The sequence below is a fragment of the Imperialibacter roseus genome (genome assembly GCF_032999765.1).
Taxonomy (GTDB): Bacteria; Bacteroidota; Bacteroidia; order Cytophagales; family Cyclobacteriaceae; genus Imperialibacter; species Imperialibacter roseus.
This window is the reverse complement of sequence record NZ_CP136051.1, coordinates 362786-378276: the sequence shown is the minus strand read 5'-3', so window position 1 is coordinate 378276 and position 15491 is coordinate 362786. Positions and strand designations below refer to the sequence as shown.

Annotated in this window: 17 protein-coding genes; 11 read left to right on the top strand and 6 right to left on the bottom strand. The window is 46.1% G+C overall.

The window, feature by feature from the left end:
- Positions 1-67: 67 nt before the first annotated feature.
- From RT717_RS01610 to rplI, 4 genes are all read left to right on the top strand, one after another.
- Complete coding sequence (locus RT717_RS01610; RefSeq protein ID WP_317490000.1) at positions 68-970, top strand: chromosome segregation protein SMC; 903 nt, start codon at positions 68-70, stop codon at positions 968-970.
- Positions 971-1102: 132 nt separating this feature from the next.
- A complete protein-coding gene (gene rpsF, locus RT717_RS01605; RefSeq protein ID WP_317489999.1) occupies positions 1103-1462 on the top strand; it encodes a 30S ribosomal protein S6 in 360 nt (119 codons plus the stop codon).
- Positions 1459-1713, top strand: coding sequence for a 30S ribosomal protein S18 (rpsR, locus tag RT717_RS01600; RefSeq protein ID WP_151997139.1), 255 nt, complete (start codon positions 1459-1461; stop codon positions 1711-1713). The genes rpsF and rpsR overlap by 4 nt, the downstream gene beginning before the upstream one ends.
- Before the next feature lie 13 nt (positions 1714-1726).
- The gene (gene rplI, locus RT717_RS01595) at positions 1727-2170 is read left to right on the top strand and encodes a 50S ribosomal protein L9 (protein ID WP_317489998.1); all 444 of its coding nucleotides are present in this window, start codon (positions 1727-1729) and stop codon (positions 2168-2170) included.
- A 100-nt stretch (positions 2171-2270) separates the two neighbouring features.
- Here the strand turns inward: rplI and RT717_RS01590 are convergent, their stop codons facing one another.
- Both RT717_RS01590 and RT717_RS01585 read right to left on the bottom strand, forming a co-directional pair.
- Positions 2271-2621 (bottom strand): DUF5615 family PIN-like protein, encoded by a 351-nt coding sequence (locus RT717_RS01590; protein ID WP_317489997.1) that lies wholly within the window; start codon positions 2619-2621, stop codon positions 2271-2273.
- Entirely contained in the window at positions 2618-2845 is a 228-nt protein-coding gene (locus RT717_RS01585; RefSeq protein WP_151997142.1) for a DUF433 domain-containing protein, read from the bottom strand. The genes RT717_RS01590 and RT717_RS01585 overlap by 4 nt, the downstream gene beginning before the upstream one ends.
- 88 nt (positions 2846-2933) lie before the next feature.
- Here RT717_RS01585 and RT717_RS01580 point away from each other — a divergent pair, with 88 nt between their 5' ends.
- From RT717_RS01580 to RT717_RS01550, 7 genes are all read left to right on the top strand, one after another.
- A complete protein-coding gene (locus RT717_RS01580) occupies positions 2934-3896 on the top strand; it encodes a GSCFA domain-containing protein (protein WP_317489996.1) in 963 nt (320 codons plus the stop codon).
- Complete coding sequence (locus tag RT717_RS01575; protein WP_317489995.1) at positions 3893-5923, top strand: thioredoxin domain-containing protein; 2031 nt, start codon at positions 3893-3895, stop codon at positions 5921-5923. The genes RT717_RS01580 and RT717_RS01575 overlap by 4 nt, the downstream gene beginning before the upstream one ends.
- A gap of 76 nt (positions 5924-5999) precedes the next feature.
- Positions 6000-6209, top strand: coding sequence for a hypothetical protein (locus RT717_RS01570; protein WP_317489994.1), 210 nt, complete (start codon positions 6000-6002; stop codon positions 6207-6209).
- Positions 6199-6612, top strand: a complete 414-nt coding sequence (locus tag RT717_RS01565; RefSeq protein WP_317489993.1) for a PIN domain-containing protein — start codon at positions 6199-6201, stop codon at positions 6610-6612. Before RT717_RS01570 ends, RT717_RS01565 begins: the two co-directional genes overlap by 11 nt.
- Entirely contained in the window at positions 6612-9089 is a 2478-nt protein-coding gene (gene priA / locus RT717_RS01560; RefSeq protein ID WP_317492399.1) for a replication restart helicase PriA, read from the top strand. The genes RT717_RS01565 and priA overlap by 1 nt, the downstream gene beginning before the upstream one ends.
- Positions 9090-9091: 2 nt before the next feature.
- Positions 9092-9832: a hypothetical protein gene (locus RT717_RS01555; RefSeq protein WP_317489992.1), complete on the top strand. Its 741-nt coding sequence runs from the start codon at positions 9092-9094 to the stop codon at positions 9830-9832.
- Entirely contained in the window at positions 9819-10649 is an 831-nt protein-coding gene (locus tag RT717_RS01550) for a DUF6048 family protein (RefSeq protein ID WP_317489991.1), read from the top strand. The genes RT717_RS01555 and RT717_RS01550 overlap by 14 nt, the downstream gene beginning before the upstream one ends.
- Here the strand turns inward: RT717_RS01550 and surE are convergent.
- The 4 genes from surE to dnaG form a co-directional block, all read right to left on the bottom strand.
- Positions 10646-11422 (bottom strand): 5'/3'-nucleotidase SurE, encoded by a 777-nt coding sequence (gene surE, locus RT717_RS01545; RefSeq protein WP_317489990.1) that lies wholly within the window; start codon positions 11420-11422, stop codon positions 10646-10648. The two genes, RT717_RS01550 and surE, sit on opposite strands and share 4 nt — an antisense overlap.
- A gap of 6 nt (positions 11423-11428) precedes the next feature.
- Complete coding sequence (locus tag RT717_RS01540; RefSeq protein ID WP_317489989.1) at positions 11429-12058, bottom strand: hypothetical protein; 630 nt, start codon at positions 12056-12058, stop codon at positions 11429-11431.
- Between the two features lie 34 nt (positions 12059-12092).
- The gene (locus RT717_RS01535; protein WP_317489988.1) at positions 12093-13313 is read right to left on the bottom strand and encodes a bifunctional 3,4-dihydroxy-2-butanone-4-phosphate synthase/GTP cyclohydrolase II; all 1221 of its coding nucleotides are present in this window, start codon (positions 13311-13313) and stop codon (positions 12093-12095) included.
- A 120-nt stretch (positions 13314-13433) separates the two neighbouring features.
- The gene (gene dnaG, locus RT717_RS01530) at positions 13434-15398 is read right to left on the bottom strand and encodes a DNA primase (protein WP_317489987.1); all 1965 of its coding nucleotides are present in this window, start codon (positions 15396-15398) and stop codon (positions 13434-13436) included.
- Positions 15399-15491 lie beyond the last annotated feature (93 nt).

Genomic DNA, 15491 nt, shown 5'->3' with positions numbered 1-15491 from the left:
GTTTTAAGACATTAGTTCCCTAATTTTGCGGCTGTTTTTACATTGTGCACAGTAATAGACCAATACCATGAGTGAAGGAGGAAGTAATAATAAAAAGCAGCAATCAATCGTCATAGCCCTGGCTATCCTTTTGTTGTTGGCTTTAGTGAAGATAGGTATCGACTACAGCACCAATAAATCGCTCACGGCAGACAATATGGCGAAGCAGGAGGAGCTGACCGAAACATATTTCAGTCTTGATTCGGTATCATCTGAACTCGATAAACGAATCCAAACCATTACCGAACTGGGTGGTGAGATAGACACGCTTTTGAAAGTGAAAGAGCAGCTGGAGAAAGAAAAAGAGGCCATAAGAACCCGAAGCAACAGAGAAATTGGGCAGCTAAAAGCCAGAGTGGAAGGTTACCGTGAACTTCTGGTTGCACAAGACGAAGAGATTACCAAGCTAAGAGCCATCAATGAGAAGCTTTTAACTGAGAACACAGGCCTGAAAGAAGAGAAAAATGAGTTGACAGCTTCCATAAGAGACCTCAATCAGTCCAAAAACAAGCTTGAAGAAAAAGTGGCCCTTGCCTCTCAACTGAAGGTGGAAAACATGGTAATAGCCGCTGTCAATAGCAGGGGTAAAGAAACTATTGGCGAGTTTAAAAATCGTCAGATAGAATCGATCAAAGTCACGTTCAACATAGCTGAAAACAAAGTGGCACCCGTAGACGGCAAGGATGTGCTGGTGCGCATAGTGGCTCCTGATGGAAACGTGCTTTTCGACGTTACGAGAGGATCAGGTACTTTTATGTTCGACAACCGTGAGATGTACTTCACAGCCAAGCAAGAGATTCTTTTCGACAATACCCGCCAAAAACTGTCCTTTCTTTACAACAAGGGCAGTGAATATGCGCTGGGCATTCACAAAGTGGAAGTGTACACCGACGGTTACCTGATGGGCGCAGGCTCCTTTACGGTAAAATAATCCAAGCTATCTCCGCTTCTTTCTGAGGATTCCAACGCATAATCAAGGGGCATATCAACTTATCTGACAGCGCCTTGTCAATTAGGAATCAATTACATACCTTTGCAGCCCATTTAATTAATAAGTTATACAATGCTTAACAATTACGAGACAGTATTCATTTTAACTCCCGTTTTGTCTGATGTTCAGATGAAGGATGCTGTTGAAAAATTCAAAACCGTGGCCGTCGACAATGGCGCTGACATGGTCAATGAGGAAAATTGGGGCTTGAAAAAGCTGGCGTATCCGATCCAGCACAAAACCACAGGTTTCTATCAGTACTTTGAATTTAAAGCAGCTCCTGGGGTTGTGGCAGCACTCGAAACCGAGTTCCGTCGTGACGAAAAAGTTATGCGTTTCCTTACCGTTGCGTTGAACAAAGACGCAGTCGAGTACAACAACAAGCGTAGGAAAGGCGAATTCAACAAAAAAGATAAGGAGGTCGCAGCATGACACTGATGAACGAACCCATCAACAGGGACATCCAGAAAATCAAGAAGTATTGCCGTTTTAAGAAGAACGGAATCAAATACATTGATTACAAGGATGCTAACTTCCTGTTGAAATTTGTAAACGAACAAGGTAAAATTCTTCCAAGAAGACTAACAGGCACCAGCCTTAAGTTCCAGAAGAAAGTAGCCCAGGCGGTAAAAAGAGCAAGACATATTGCTATTCTACCGTACGTAACTGATTCATTGAAGTAAACCACCGAGGATCATGGAAATTATACTAAAAGAAGACGTAAAAGGCGTTGGCTACAAAAACGACACAGTTTCTGTAAAGCCAGGGTTTGGACGTAACTACCTGATTCCTCAGGGATTGGCTATTATCGCCAATAACTCCAATAAGAAGCAAATTGAAGAAAACATCCGCCAGGCTGCTCACAAAGCAGAAAAGATCATTCAGGACGCTCAGGCGCTTGCAGCATCTATCGGCGATTTGACTGTAACGATCAACACCAAGGCTGGCGAAAGCGGCAAAATATTTGGTGCTGTTACAGCTCTTCAAATTTCTGACGCTCTTAAAGACAAAGGATTTGAAGTGGATCGTAAGAGAATCACTTTCAAAGAGGCTGTGAAGAACGTTGGTGAACACACAGTATTGCTTGATCTTCACAAAAATGTGAAGCACGAGATCACTGTGAATGTTGTCGGTGAATAATCCGAATACAAAATCATAAAGGAAAGGCGCTCATAAGGCGCCTTTTTTTGTGCGTAAACCTTCATAACTGAGTAACTCTTTCACTCAGCATTAGGTCAACTTAGTTATTTGATCTGAAGCTTACTATCTCAAAACACCCGAAACTATCATCTTGAAGAAATTGATAAATCTCATGCTGATATTCTGTTAAAATCTCTACTATCATCTGTGTTTTGAGGTTGCCAGTGCGTATCCAGATTATTTTTGGAGGAAACCCATAAAGTAAATTAAGATCATTGAAATCGGAGTCTTGTGTTACTATGGTATAGCCATTAACCTTAGCAAATTCCCAAATAGCATTGTCCCGAACATTGATCAGGCCTTCCTTTTTAACATGTGTAGCGTTGGAAAATTCGATCGGAAGGTATTTCAGAATTCTATGAGAGATATTCTGATCGAACAAGAATTTCATTGGGACACCTGATAAATCCTATTCTCCCTATCAGCTGCGTAACTTAAGGCTGCATATATATCCGTTTCGGTCAGTTCGTCGAAGTCAGCCAATATTTCCTGAACCGTCATCCCTGAAGCCAACCAACCAAGAATATCACTAACAGTAATACGCATTCCACGGATACACGGCTTGCCTCCTCTCTTCCCTGGTTCAATTGTAATAATTTGTTTGTAGTCAGTCATAACTAAAGTATTAACAGATTAAATCTACAAAAATTCATGCATCTTAAATAACGATGCTTCTCCATACGTTATTTACTTATTTTGCGACATGTTTCGCACCGAAATTAGCACAACGCCACATCAGCATTTAATCACCCATCAGGATTCGATCCTGACCATGGGCTCCTGCTTTGCTGATGTCATGGGCAATCGCCTGGCTGAAAACAAGTTTTCAGTCGACATCAATCCATTTGGTACAGTCTACAATCCTGTCTCCATTTTCAAGCTGCTTTCACAAGCTGCAAGCAACACCAGTTTTACAAATGAGGGAATCGTTGAAAGTCAGGGCATTTACCAGCACTTCGACCTGCATTCAAAGTTTGGGAAAGGAACCAAAGAGGAACTCCAGGCAGAGGTGCAACAGCTTGAGCAAAAAACCACCAAAACCCTCGCTGATGCAAAATGGCTCATCGTTACTTTAGGCACGGCCGTAGTATACGAACGCTCAGGAGAAATAGTGGCCAATTGCCACAAAGTGTCTGCCAGCCAATTTTCAAAAAGGATATTGTCGGTTAAAGAGGTGATCAGAGCCTACGAAAATGTGCGGAACCAGCTTTTTCAGGTTAATTCCGGAATCCAAATGATAGTCACTGTTAGCCCCGTACGGCATGTCAAAGACACACTTGTAGTCAACAGCCAAAGTAAGTCCATCCTGCGGGTGGCGGTGGCTGAAATGACCGCATTCCCTGAGGTTAGCTACTTTCCCTCCTACGAGGTCATGATGGACGACCTGCGGGACTATCGCTTCTACGAGAAGGACATGATCCACCCCAACGAAACAGCGCACGACTATATCTGGGAAAAGTTCTCCGGAGCTTACTTCGATGAGCCCACCAGGCAGCTGATTCTTAAGTGGCAGAAGTTGAAAAGAAACCTTGAACACAAGCCTTTTCACCCGGCTTCGGCACACCATCAGGCTTTTTTGAAAAAGACGATGGAAGAAATGGAACAATTGAGTAGCCAATTGAATTTAGAACAAGAGATACAAGCCCTGAAAAAGGAAATTCTATGACCAAAGGCCCGCAGCCCAACAAGCTGATCAGTGAAACAAGCCCCTACCTGCTACAACACGCCTTCAACCCCGTCGACTGGCAGCCCTGGGGAGAAGAAGCGCTGGACAAGGCATTGAAGGAAGACAAGCCTATTATTCTCAGTATAGGTTACTCTGCCTGCCATTGGTGTCACGTGATGGAACATGAGTCGTTTGAAAACGAAGCCATCGCCCAGCTCATGAACGACCACTATGTGTGCATCAAAGTCGACCGGGAGGAACGGCCCGATGTGGACCAGGTGTACATGGACGCCGTGCAAGCCATGGGGCTGAACGGCGGCTGGCCCCTCAATGTGTTTCTTACGCCGGAGCAAAAACCCTTCTACGGCGGCACCTATTTCCCTGCGAAGAACTGGGCTGGTCTACTCGAAAACATAGCTGAGGCATTTATCAAGCAACGCCAGGAGCTGGAAGACTCAGCTGAGAAGTTCGCTGACCACCTTGGTGGTAGTGTGCTGGAACAGTTCAGCCTTTCTTCGCCGGAAAGCAGCTTTTCTCTTGCGGAAATCAGTTCTGCAGCTGGCAGATTGCTCCCAAAGTTTGATACCATTTGGGGAGGCCTGCAAAAAGCACCTAAATTCCCCATGCCCAGCATTTGGCTGTTCCTGCTGCGTCATGGGCATGCTACCAACAGCCAGCAACTGGTTGATCACGTGCATTTCACACTCATCAAAATGGCTCAGGGGGGCATCTACGATCAGGCCGGCGGTGGCTTTGCTCGCTACTCGGTGGATGGCGAATGGTTTGCTCCTCACTTTGAGAAAATGCTGTACGACAACGCCCAGCTCCTCTCTTTGTATTCGGAAGCTTATCAGGTGACGGAAAATCCGCTATTCAAAGAGGTGGTGTATCAAACAGTGAAATGGCTGGAGCGAGAAATGCTGCACGAAGAAGGTGGCTTCTATGCTGCCCTCGATGCCGACAGTGAGGGCGTGGAAGGCAAGTTCTACATCTGGACGCAACCTGAGTTTGAAGCAATAGCAGGAGATCAAAAGGAATTTATCAAAGACTATTACAATATCTCAGAGAATGGCAACTGGGAGCACGGCAGAAATATCTTGTTTGTTACCGATGCCATCGAAACGGTGGGCGGCAGGCATCAATTGCCGATAGCTCAGGCTAAGCAAGCCCTGGCTGCCTTCAATGAGCGAGCCATGCAAGTCAGAGCGTCTCGGGTAAGGCCTGGTTTAGACGATAAAATTCTCACCGGATGGAACGGGCTCTTGATCAAAGGGCTGGCAGATGCGGCGATTGTTTTCAAAGAAGATAAATTTGGCAAGCTTGCTTTCAATTGCGCTTCGTTTATCAAAAGCAAAGCGTGGCACAGCGGCGTACTGCATCGTACCTACAAAAATGGTGAAGCCAAACTTTATGGCTATCTGGAAGACTATGCTGCTACCGTTGACGGCCTCATCAAGCTGTATGAAGCCAGCTTTGATCGGGAATGGCTTCAGTTTGCCTATTTGCTGTCCAGCAAAGTGATGGAAGAGTTCTTTGATAACGAAGAACGACTTTTCTATTACACCTCAAGCAAGGGAGAAAAACTGATTGCCCGAAAGAAGGAAGTATTTGACAACGTGATTCCCTCCACCAATTCGATAATGGCGCACAACCTGCACAAGCTGGGGCTTTACTTTGAAAACAACGACTACCTTACACTTGCTGAGGAAATGACCGCCAGACTAAAGTTGTTGATACTCACGGAGCCCGACTACCTCACCAACTGGGCCATGATGGCAGGTCAGCTGGCCAAACCCACAGCGGAAATTGCCATAGTAGGACCTGGTGCAGGCAAGCTTGCAGGTGAGCTACAACAGACCTACCTACCTAACAAGGTGGTGGCAGTTTCAGAAAAGGAAACGGACGCATTACCGATGCTGGTTGACAAAAAGATGGTGAATGAAAAGGCTACGGTTTACGTTTGTTATAACCGAGCCTGCCAGCGACCGGTGGGCACGATAAAAGAAGCTTTGTCGTTGATTGTTTAATCGGAAGATTAGGTCAGCAACTCACTATTTGGAGTATTTTGGCTATCTTTGATAAGCAGGCAAATGAACTAAAACTATGGTAAGAACCAGTTTAATCCCCAAAAAGCAGCAGGTTTCAATCGAAGTACCAGCCGATTATGTTGGTACAGAAGTAGAAGTAATTGCCTTCAGGAAAAATGAAGGAGTAGAGAGAGAAAAGACAATACCCAAGAAAGTTTCGTTCTCAGCAATTTCCATTGACACTGCCGGTTTCAGATTTGACCGTAATGAAGCCAATGAACGATAAGATATTTCTAGACAGCAATATTTTAATATACGCTTACTCTAAAAATGAAATAGAGAAACAAACGGCCTCAAGAAATTTGATCACCAACTTCAACTCAATCATTAGTACGCAGGTACTTCAGGAATTCACAAATATCATCACTCGGAAATTTCAGTTCAGCTTTGATGATGCTCAAAAAGCCATTATCGAATGTTGCCAAAACAACATGGTTTTCACAAATACTGACACTACAATTCTAAAGGGATGTCAACTAGCGGCCAGATATAAATTTTCTTTTTTCGATAGCCTTATTATTGCCTCAGCAATTGAGTCTGATTGCACGTTGCTTTACTCCGAAGATTTACAAAACGGCCAGGTCATTGACGAGTCACTCACGATAGTAAATCCATTCGTAAATATTTGATGGCATCCTTCGCCGACATCCTCCTTCCTGTGCCTATCCCCAGGTTATTTACCTACGAGGTAACGGCGGAGCATGTCGATAAAGCCGAGGCTGGCAGAAGAGTGATTGTGCCTTTTGGGCAAAAGAAAGTACTAACCGGTGTTATTGTCCAAACTCATGGAACCAAACCGGAAAACTATGAAGCCCGAGAAATTCTGGACGTGCTGGACGACCAGCCAGTAATTGTTGACCAGCAGCTCCAGCTCATTCAGTGGATGGCCAGCTACTACATGTGCACACCCGGTGAAGTACTAAATGCTGCCCTACCATCAGGACTAAAACTCAGCAGCAAATCGATGGTGCAGAAGCACCCGGACTTTGACCCGGATGACGGCAATCACACCTATTCCGACTCAGAATGGAAGGTGGTAGAAGCCCTGGAAGAAAAAGAGCACCTGAGCTATGACGAGATTTCGCAGATCACCGGCGTTAAAAACATCTACCACCTTATCAAATCGCTATCAGCCAAAGGAGCGATCCTGATTTTTGAGCAGCTCATTGAAAAGTACAAGCCTAAAAAAGAAAGGCGGGTGCGGCTGCAAGCATCTCTGGAGAATGACCTATTGGCACTGGAAGCACTCTTTCAAAAGCTCGAAAAGAAAGAAAAACAACTTGAGCTGGTAATGAAATACCTGAGAGAAGTGCCTGTGAATGAACTGAAAGAAAGAAACCAACTGGGGCTCTCCAAAGGAGAATTCCTTTCAACAGGCCTTTCTACTTCATCGCTTGGCACTTTGGTAAAAAATGGGGTTTTCGAAGAGTTTGATAAGGTAATTTCACGATTTGGCGAGCCAAAAAAGAAGGAAGCGGTTATTCCTGAGCTAACGTCACTACAGGAAGAGAAACTATCCGAAATCCATGGCCTCTTCGAGAAAAAATCGACGGTGCTGCTCCATGGCGTTACCGGCAGCGGCAAAACAGAGATCTACATTCGCCTGCTCCAGCAAGTGCTTGACGAAGGAGCTCAGGCGCTGTATTTGCTTCCCGAAATTGCGCTTACGGCCCAAATACTCCGGCGTCTGAAAAAAGTATTTGGCGACAAAATCGGCATTTATCATTCCAAGTACTCCGACAATGAGAGAGTCGAAGTTTGGAACGGTGTGCTTTCCGGCCGATTCCCGATTGTCGTGGGCGTGCGGTCATCAGTTTTTCTGCCCTTCAACAATCTTTCTCTCATCATCATCGATGAGGAGCATGAGTCGTCGTACAAGCAATATGACCCTGCGCCCCGCTACCACGCCCGTGACACGGCCATTATGCTGGGGCAGATTCACCATGCCAAAATCTTGTTAGGTTCGGCCACACCGTCTGTTGAGAGCTACTACAACGCCGTGTATGAAAAGTACGGACTGGTAGCATTGGAAACCCGGTTTGGTGAAGTGCAAATGCCGGAAACTGCCCTCATTGACCTGAAAGATGAGCGAAAGAAAAAACGAATGCACGGCGACTTGTCGCCGGGATTGCTGCAGGCCATTGAGCAAACGCTGGAAGAAAACAAGCAGGTCATCCTCTTTCAAAACAGGAGAGGCTATGCGCCCTATCTTCACTGCGAAGACTGTGCCCACATACCCAAGTGTGCTAACTGCTCGGTGAGCTTAACGTATCACATGTACCGGCAGGAGCTGCTCTGCCACTACTGTGGTTTCCGTGAACCCCTTCCATCGCATTGTGAGGCGTGCGGTTCGGCCAAAATTAAAACCATAGGTTTCGGTACAGAAAAGCTGGAAGATGATTTAAAGGTGTTGCTTCCTACCGGCCGCATCAGCCGAATGGACTACGACACGACCCGCACGAGAAGTACTTACGAACAGCTCATCGAAAACTTTGAAAATGGTGAAATAGATGTGCTGGTAGGCACACAAATGATCACCAAAGGCCTCGACTTTGACCATGTAGAGTTGGTCGGCATTTTGGACATCGACCGCATCATTCATTTTCCTGATTTTCGTTCACATGAGCGGGCCTTTCAAATGATGACACAGGTAAGCGGCCGGGCTGGACGTCGATCAAACAACGGCAAAGTGATCATTCAGACCAACAACCCCGAGCAGCCTGTCTTTCATTTAGTACGAACCAACGACTACAAGCGATTCTACCAGATGGAGATTTTGGAGAGGGAAAGCTTTCATTACCCACCATTTGTGCGAATGATACGGGTGCTTTTCCGCAACCAGGACAAGCAGTTGGTTTGGGAAACCGCCAATCACTATTTAAAAAGTATTCAAACTTCGTTGGGAGGCCACAGAATACTTGGCCCCCAGGAACCGTTAATAGCAAGAATACGAAATCAATACCATCAGGAAATTACCATCAAGTTGGAAAAAGGTGGTATTTCTATCCCTAAGGCCAAAGAATTCCTGACTCAAAAGATGGAAGAATTGCAACAGGATAAAATATTCCGCCAGACATCCGTTATTTTTGATGTCGATCCGCAGTAACTATGAAGTTGGGCAAAAAAACAAACCATTGGCAAATTCTTCTTTTCCTATTGACAGGTACCTTGCTGTTGTCTTGTCTTGGAGAAGTAGAGCCCTATGAAAAAGAGCCAGCGGTGAAAGTCAGGTTTTTCAACATCGACAGTCTGCAAAAAATTAATTCGGCCATTGCAGCAATCGACACCGCCGTGAAACATTTAACTACGGAAAAGACAGCCCTTACTACTCAGCTTTCGGCACTCAACACCTCGCTAACTTCCCTCAACAAGCAAATTACCGAAGGCAACAATGATTTGATACCGGAAAGAGATTCAGTGCAGGCAGCGATCGCAGAAGCCAGGGCCAGGCAAACGGAGATTACCACAGAACAAGCCGCCCTTGCCGCAGCAAAGACACCGCTCACTAAAACAGCGGCGGCTATCAACAAGGGCACAATTTTGATCACCAGCATCACAGCCAATGGCAACAAAGTTTCGTATTCAGATAGTGCCAACATCTTCAGTCTGCCACTAAACATGAATACATCCAGTCAAGTATATTATTTCGAAATTGCCGGCAAAGTGGATAGCATGGAGCTTACTTATTCGTTTGTTGAAGACCTTACTGCCAGGAGCTACACCAGGCTTATTGGCACCAACATTGAAAGAACCGACGACAAGTTTTCATTTGACAGTGTGAAAGTATACTGCAAAGCGTTGCCTGACCCTTGCCTGAGCACAAAAACTACCATCAATGTCTATTTCTAAGGCTGCCATATTGTTGCTATTTGTGCTGGTCAGCCTGTCGGCTTACAGCCAGGATATTGGCCGGCCAAAACCACCAAGAACACGGGTGAATCCGGAAGGCCTGGCTGATACAACCAAGACCGCCAAACCGAATCCTCCCGCCATTGACGACGAGGACGATGAAGAAGAGGAGCCTAAACCTGCCAGGATAAAGGACACCACCGATTATCCTTTTCTAACTGAGTTGCACCTTCTGCTCGACTACGGGAAGCTGCTGACTTTGCCCGCTCCTTTCGAAAGCAAAGCCGAGGGAGGCATACAGGCAGTGTTTGAAAACAGGTATGTGGGCAGCATCAGCTATGGCTATGGCAGCATCAACCCAACGGGAGCCTACAAAAACTCTGACTACAATGCCACCGGCACGTATATAAAACCTGGCTTGTTCTACCAATTAGCCATCAACCCTAAAAATAAATTATTGCTGGGAGCTCAATACGGTATGGCGTCTTTTGAAGATTCAGGCGTTACCACCATAGAAAGTGCCTCTAGTTTATTTGAACCATACGAAAGAGCTTTTGCACGTGGTGGCCTTAAGGCAAGCTGGCTGGAGCTTTCCATTCAATCGGAAGGAAACTTCAGAGGCAATTTTTGGCTGGGATTCAGGGTATCTTACCGGCATTTGATCAGCATTGATAACCCTGGCGATCCAGACGTACTCATTGTACCAGGCTACGGAAAGACGGTTGGCAACGGAGTGCCGGCTGTCAATCTATTTTTGAAATACAAGCTTAACTTCTTCCACCCGCCGGTGGTTGCGGTGCCTGAATCAGAGGATTAGAAATCCCATTCGTCGTTAAGGATAGGCAACGCATGATGGGCTGTCAGGTCGTACTGACAAGGCACAATAGAAATGTAATTGTTGGCAATGGCCCATTCGTCGTTGTCCTCGCCCTTGTCGAAGTTCACAAAATTGCCCGCCATCCAAAAATACTGACGACCATACGGGTCGTGGCGCAAGTCGAACTCCTCCTGCCATTTGGCATTTGCCTGGCGGCACATTTTGATGCCTTTTATTGCCTCGTTTCTCTTTGGTGGAATATTCACGTTCAACGCTACTCCTTTCGGAATACCTTTCTCAAGGGCCTGCTTTGCTATTTTTAGAATGAATTCGTCCACATGAGAAAAATCTGCCTCCTGTGAATAATCACATAGCGAGAACCCGATGGCCGGCAATCCTTCCATAGCCGCCTCTATAGCCGCTGACATAGTGCCAGAATACAGCACACTAATGGACGTGTTGCTTCCATGATTGATTCCGCTAACTACCAGATCCGGGCGAATATCTTTCAATATATAGTGCTTGCCAATTTTCACACAGTCGGCAGGTGTGCCGCTGCATTTATAAGCTTTTACATCGCCAAAAATATCGTCCGTATCCAGCCTCAAGGTGTCGCCGATGGTGATGGCATGCCCCATCCCTGATTGGGGGCTGTCGGGTGCTACCACAATTACCTCACCAAGTGTTTTCATCAGTTCTACTAGCTTCCTAATGCCACGACTGGTTATGCCATCGTCGTTGGAAACGAGAATGAGGGGTTTCTTTTTTGCCATTGTTAATTATTTCACCGAATTGTAAAAAGCTACGATACGCACAAGATCCCGGATTTTATCTGGCGATAAATGATTCTTTTTCATGAAGGGCTTTACTTCCGACCACCTGTCACGCATAGCATCCTGAAGCTCAGGTTTTTTCCCGTTGTACAGTCTGATATTACCTTTTTTATCAAGGAAATAGAAACTATAGTCAAGTCTTTGCCTTGTTTGATTATAGCCACTAAAGGAATAACTCTGTACAGACGGCACAGTTTCCTGAATAATTGACTCTCTGGTCAATAAAGACAACTCTCCCTCGTACAATAACTCGAAGAGCATCGGCACCTTGTAGTCGTAGTTAACTGCATAGGGCAGCGAATAAAACTGTCTGTAATTTTCGGTTGTCTTGTCGTAAAATTCTATGTAGACAATTTTGCGGCTGGAGAAGGTGTTGATCCGATCCCGGTTTCTTACCTGAACTAAATCATTCGGCAGATCATATTTGATCTCTCCTCTCAGGGTGTCGGCATCATCATTCACTATCCAGCCATCGTGCCAATACTCAGAAGGGAAATATTGAGCATAGGCTGAACCACTTGCTAAAAGAGAAAATAAAAAAACAAAAAAAACCGAGTACTTTCCCATCCTCCTCATACTACAATATTACATTTCCCAGGCAAAAGACCCACTATTTCTCTTTCAAAATCATATGACCCATTTTGTCCCGTTTGGTTGTGAGGTACTTCTCATTAAACTCATTAGGAGCCACCTCTATTGCCAGGTTGTCTACAATTTCCAGGCCATATCCCAGCAAACCCGCTCTTTTCTTGGGGTTATTCGTGATCAACCGTAGTTTGCTGATACCAAGATCTCGCAGTATCTGCGCACCAACGCCATAATCTCTTTCATCCATTTTATATCCCAGGTGAAGGTTAGCTTCTACGGTATCCATTCCTTCCTCCTGAAGCTTGTAGGCCCTCAGTTTCGCCTCCAGCCCTATCCCACGACCTTCCTGATTCATATACAATACAACGCCTTTACCCTCCTTCTCCACCATTGTCATGGCATTATGAAGCTGCTCACCACAATCACACCTGTGAGAGCCGAATATATCGCCCGTCACGCAGGAAGAGTGTACCCTTACCAGGACCGGCTCGCCTGGCTCCCAGGTTCCTTTCACGAGTGCTAAATGCTGCTCGCCGGTATTTTTCTGCTTATACGCATGAAGCTGAAAGCTGCCATATTCTGTAGGCATTTTCACATCTACCAGTTTTTCGATCAGAGACTCTTTATCAAGGCGGTAAGTGATCAGGTCTTTAATAGAAACAAGTTTGAGGTTGAACCTTTCCGCCACTTTTTTCAGGTCCGGAAGGCGGGCCATTGAGCCATCCTCATTCATGATTTCAACCAACACGCCGGCAGGGTAAAGCCCCGCTAACCTGGCAAAGTCAATAGCAGCTTCTGTGTGACCTGAACGGCGCAGAACGCCGCCTTTCTTAGCCTTAAGCGGGAAAATATGACCGGGTTTGCCAAATTCTTCTGGCGATGCATTGGGGTCAACCAGGGCCTGAATAGTCACCGACCTGTCTTTGGCCGAAATGCCAGTTGTTACTCCTCTCCCTCTCAGATCGACAGAAACAGTAAAAGGAGTTTCATGAAGGGCCGTATTTTTGCCAACCATCAGCTCCAGCCCCAGCTCTTCGCATCGCTCCTCCACTAAGGGCACACAAATCAACCCTCTGCCATGCGTAGCCATAAAATTGATAATTTCAGGAGTGACAGTTTCCGCAGCACATATAAAATCGCCTTCGTTTTCTCTATCCTCATCGTCAACTACGATGATGATTTCGCCCTTTTTTATCGCCTCAATGGCGTCTTCAATTTTGTCGAGTTGTATTTCTTCTTGCATTGTGCTAATTGCACCCTCCCTGGGGGTGTCTACTTTTTTTTTAACACTCTTAAAATCAAAAGTATTCCGCAAAGGTTCATTTAATTATGCATACTGACAAATAAGAACCTCCTCAGGGCCTTAACCGACGGTGACAACACCAAGGATTCCAGCTAAACCCATTTCCACCTTCTTGAGCGCCTCATGGTGCTCCATTATCTCCACCTGCTCGGCCTCAGTTTCTGCAGTTTTCAATTTGTCTAGATTCTCTTTGATCACTGCCCTGACTGTCCGAAGCTTAAGCCTGACAATATTGGCATAGGTGGCACCTTTCAGGTCGTTTCTTTCACTGTTTACTTTGATGTCGAACTTCTCAGTCCAATGATGGCTCACCTCATGCCGCTCAGTAATCAAATCGATCACTTCTTTCTTCATTGGTTCGGTGCCATGCTTCAACACATAGTCCGCATCTATCACGTCTCCATCCACCAGCTTGTTCTTAAACATATCGAGGATTTGCGCATACACAGGGTGACTGAAATGCACCTCGTCTGTCTCATGCAGAAAGTAATCGGCGAGCAACTGATCTACTTCCTCGGTTCCTTTTATCACGAATTGACCATAGTTGAGCAGAAGCCTCAGGCTTTCCCTTTCCTGTATCATTTTTGGATCAACCTCCGGCTTTTCGAGCGTTGAAATAGCCGCATCAGGTGAACTCTCAGTTGCTGAACCGGAGTTGTCGAGATCCAGCCGCTGCCTGGTTTGCTGCCGTTCCCTCTCCTTTTGCTGCTGCTGGCCCTGCTCGATAAGCATTTTGTTCATCTCAGCAACGATCACAGCCTCATCCATGTCCATTAGCTGGCTGCACTCCCTGGCAAAAACAAGCCGCTTAATGGCATCAGGTATCTTCGCAATGCTACCCACAATTTCCCTGATGGTGCCCGCCTTTTTTATGGGGTCGCTGCCGGCATCCTTAAGGTACAGATGGGTTTTAAAAGCAATAAAATCTTCGCTGTTCTTTTCGAGGAAAGCCTTGAACGCAGAAGCACCCAGCTGTTGAGAGTAGCTGTCGGGGTCTTCTCCCTCCGGGAAAACGACCGCTCTCACATTGAGCCCTTCTTCAAGCAGCATATCAATGCCTCGCATACTCGCCTTGATGCCCGCCACATCACCGTCAAAAAGCGTGGTGACATTCTGGGTAAAGCGACTCATCAGTTTGATATGCTCACGGGTCAAAGAGGTGCCCGACGAGGCCACTACATTCTTAACACCAGCCTGGTGCATCGAAATAACGTCGGTGTAGCCCTCCACCAGGTAGCAATTGTCCTCATTCCGAATGGCCTGCTTGGCCTGGAACATCCCAAAAAGGACATTGCTTTTATAGTAAACAGGCGACTCGGGGGAGTTAATGTACTTGGGTTGATTATCCGCCTTTTTCAGTATCCTGGCACCAAAACCGATGACTTTACCCGACGGATTATGAATTGGAAACATGACCCTACCCCGGAAGCGGTCATATTTTTTACCATCTTCTTTGGCTAGAACCAAGCCCGCCTTTTCCATCATTTCCTCAGTGAAGCCATTCTTGGAGGCATACTTCATGAAGCCGTCCCACTTGTCGTGGCTATAGCCCAGGTCAAAGGCCTTGATGGTTTCGTCCGAGAAACCTCTTTCTTTAAAATAGCTTAAGCCAATGGCCTGCCCTTCATCGTCCTCCCACAAAAGCTGCTTGTAATATCCCCTGGCGTGGTCGAGTAAGATCAGCAGGCTTTCTTTTTCATTGAATTCCTTGATCTGGTCGGGTGTGGCCTCCTCTTCTTCTACCTCAATGCCATATTTGTTGGCCAGGTGCTTGAGTGCCTCCACATATCCGAGGCCCTCAATATCCATGATAAAAGAAATGGCGTCGCCGCCTTTCCCACACCCAAAGCACTTATAAATGCCCTTATTGGGAGCTACAGAAAAGCTGGGCGACTTCTCATCATGAAAGGGGCAGCAGGCCCAAAAGTTTTGGCCCTTTTTCTTCAGCGAAACATAGTCGGACACCACCTCCTGGATGTCCATCCGGGATTGTATTTCTGATATGATGTGGTCGCTGATGCGCATGGGGGTTCGAAGTTACGAAGTAAATCCGACTCCGGTAAAGCCGTCAGGCCCAAAGTTGATGATCAATCCGTGTCTGGCGATACTTTCGGGTGA

Coding starts and splice junctions, on each gene's coding strand:
- RT717_RS01580 (WP_317489996.1), top strand. CDS start 2,934: ATGTTTCGCACCGAAATTAGCACAACGCCACATCAGCATTTAATCACC.
- RT717_RS01550 (WP_317489991.1), top strand. CDS start 9,819: ATGTCTATTTCTAAGGCTGCCATATTGTTGCTATTTGTGCTGGTCAGC.
- RT717_RS01540 (WP_317489989.1), bottom strand. CDS start 12,058: ATGAGGAGGATGGGAAAGTACTCGGTTTTTTTTGTTTTTTTATTTTCT.
- RT717_RS01585 (WP_151997142.1), bottom strand. CDS start 2,845: ATGACTGACTACAAACAAATTATTACAATTGAACCAGGGAAGAGAGGA.
- RT717_RS01570 (WP_317489994.1), top strand. CDS start 6,000: ATGGTAAGAACCAGTTTAATCCCCAAAAAGCAGCAGGTTTCAATCGAA.
- RT717_RS01555 (WP_317489992.1), top strand. CDS start 9,092: ATGAAGTTGGGCAAAAAAACAAACCATTGGCAAATTCTTCTTTTCCTA.
- RT717_RS01535 (WP_317489988.1), bottom strand. CDS start 13,313: ATGCAAGAAGAAATACAACTCGACAAAATTGAAGACGCCATTGAGGCG.
- RT717_RS01590 (WP_317489997.1), bottom strand. CDS start 2,621: ATGAAATTCTTGTTCGATCAGAATATCTCTCATAGAATTCTGAAATAC.
- RT717_RS01565 (WP_317489993.1), top strand. CDS start 6,199: ATGAACGATAAGATATTTCTAGACAGCAATATTTTAATATACGCTTAC.
- rpsR (WP_151997139.1), top strand. CDS start 1,459: ATGACACTGATGAACGAACCCATCAACAGGGACATCCAGAAAATCAAG.
- surE (WP_317489990.1), bottom strand. CDS start 11,422: ATGGCAAAAAAGAAACCCCTCATTCTCGTTTCCAACGACGATGGCATA.
- rpsF (WP_317489999.1), top strand. CDS start 1,103: ATGCTTAACAATTACGAGACAGTATTCATTTTAACTCCCGTTTTGTCT.
- rplI (WP_317489998.1), top strand. CDS start 1,727: ATGGAAATTATACTAAAAGAAGACGTAAAAGGCGTTGGCTACAAAAAC.
- RT717_RS01610 (WP_317490000.1), top strand. CDS start 68: ATGAGTGAAGGAGGAAGTAATAATAAAAAGCAGCAATCAATCGTCATA.
- RT717_RS01575 (WP_317489995.1), top strand. CDS start 3,893: ATGACCAAAGGCCCGCAGCCCAACAAGCTGATCAGTGAAACAAGCCCC.
- dnaG (WP_317489987.1), bottom strand. CDS start 15,398: ATGCGCATCAGCGACCACATCATATCAGAAATACAATCCCGGATGGAC.
- priA (WP_317492399.1), top strand. CDS start 6,612: ATGGCATCCTTCGCCGACATCCTCCTTCCTGTGCCTATCCCCAGGTTA.